The sequence below is a fragment of the Pseudoalteromonas rubra genome (assembly GCF_000967655.1).
In the GTDB taxonomy this organism is placed as follows: Bacteria; Pseudomonadota; Gammaproteobacteria; order Enterobacterales; family Alteromonadaceae; genus Pseudoalteromonas; species Pseudoalteromonas rubra_A.
This window is the reverse complement of sequence record NZ_JXYA01000127.1, coordinates 1-1,365: the sequence shown is the minus strand read 5'-3', so window position 1 is coordinate 1,365 and position 1,365 is coordinate 1. Positions and strand designations below refer to the sequence as shown.

Here is a 1,365-nt window from a genome sequence, read left to right as displayed (position 1 = left end):
GAGATATAGTCATTTCTGGTGTATGAGAAGACATTGCGATGTACTCTGTTAATTGATCTTGGCGGATCAACAACTAACAGAGGAAGCATCGCAATGAACGAAGATAATAACGCAGTTCCACTCACCGCACCAGAGAACCCGCTAGAGCAAGTATTGAAGCATGGTGCCCAGCAGTTGCTTGCTTCAGCCATTGAGGCTGAGCTAGCCGAACTTTTAGAGCAATTCTCTCATGAGCGCCTTGATGATGGTCGATTAAGAGTTGTGCGTAACGGCTATCAGCCTGAGAGAATGATCCAAACTGGCCTTGGCGATATCCCTGTCAGAGTTCCAAAAGTGAGGGATAGAAAAGATAAAGAAGTTAAGTTTAACAGTAAGTTAGTCCCACCTTACCTGAAGCGGACTAAAAATATCGAAGAATTGGTACCCTGGCTCTATCTACGTGGGATCTCCACGGGAGAGATGCAGCCAGCTCTTGCTTCACTGCTTGGCGAGAATGCTAAAGGGCTGTCGGCAAACACAGTCTCACGGCTAAAAGCGAGCTGGGAGCAAGAATACCTAGCTTGGGCTCGGCGAGACTTGAGCCACCGCCGTTTCGTTTATGTCTGGGCTGATGGGATCTACAGCAAAGTCAGAATGGACGACAAGCTATGTTTACTCGTTGTCATAGGCGTTGATGACACGGGCCGAAAGGAGTTGCTTGCAATATCTGACGGCGTTAGAGAATCAGAGCAAAGTTGGACAGAGGTATTGAACCAACTCAATGCTCAAGGGTTAACAGCTGCGCCGAAGCTGGCGATTGGTGACGGCGCGTTAGGGTTTTGGAATGCCGTGACTAAGGTATGGCCAACGACTCGGCACCAACGGTGCTGGGTTCATAAGACGGCAAACATTTTAAATAAAGTGCCAAAATCCATGCAGCCAAAAATCAAATCTAGCTTGCAAGATATCTGGATGGCAGAAAGCAAGGAGTCCGCGCTCAAAGCATATGATCTATTTGATAAAAACTATAGAGTCAAGTATCCGAAAGCAACCGATTGTTTGCGTAAGGATAAAGAGGAGATGCTGGCGTTCTATGATTTTCCAGCGGAGCACTGGCTCTCGATTAGAACAACGAATCCAATAGAGTCGACTTTCGCGACAATTAGGCTGAGAACTAACAAAACCAAGAGTTGTGGTAGCAGAAACACTACGCTGAGCATGGCATTCAAACTTGCTCAGCTAGCAGAAAAGAAATGGTATCGGTTACGTGGCTTTAAGCTACTGGCCGATGTCATTGAAGGTATTACCTTCAAAAACGGTGAACGAATAGAGCAAGATCTGGCAGAGTATCAAGCGGCTTTCATACACCAGATTTGACAATAGCTC

Annotated in this window: 1 protein-coding gene; it reads left to right on the top strand. The window is 46.5% G+C overall.

Annotation, left to right across the window (positions count from 1 at the left end):
* Positions 1 to 93 precede the first annotated feature (93 nt).
* Complete coding sequence (locus tag TW77_RS23895) at positions 94 to 1,356, top strand: IS256 family transposase (protein WP_046007481.1); 1,263 nt, start codon at positions 94 to 96, stop codon at positions 1,354 to 1,356.
* The last annotated feature ends 9 nt before the right edge of the window (positions 1,357 to 1,365 follow it).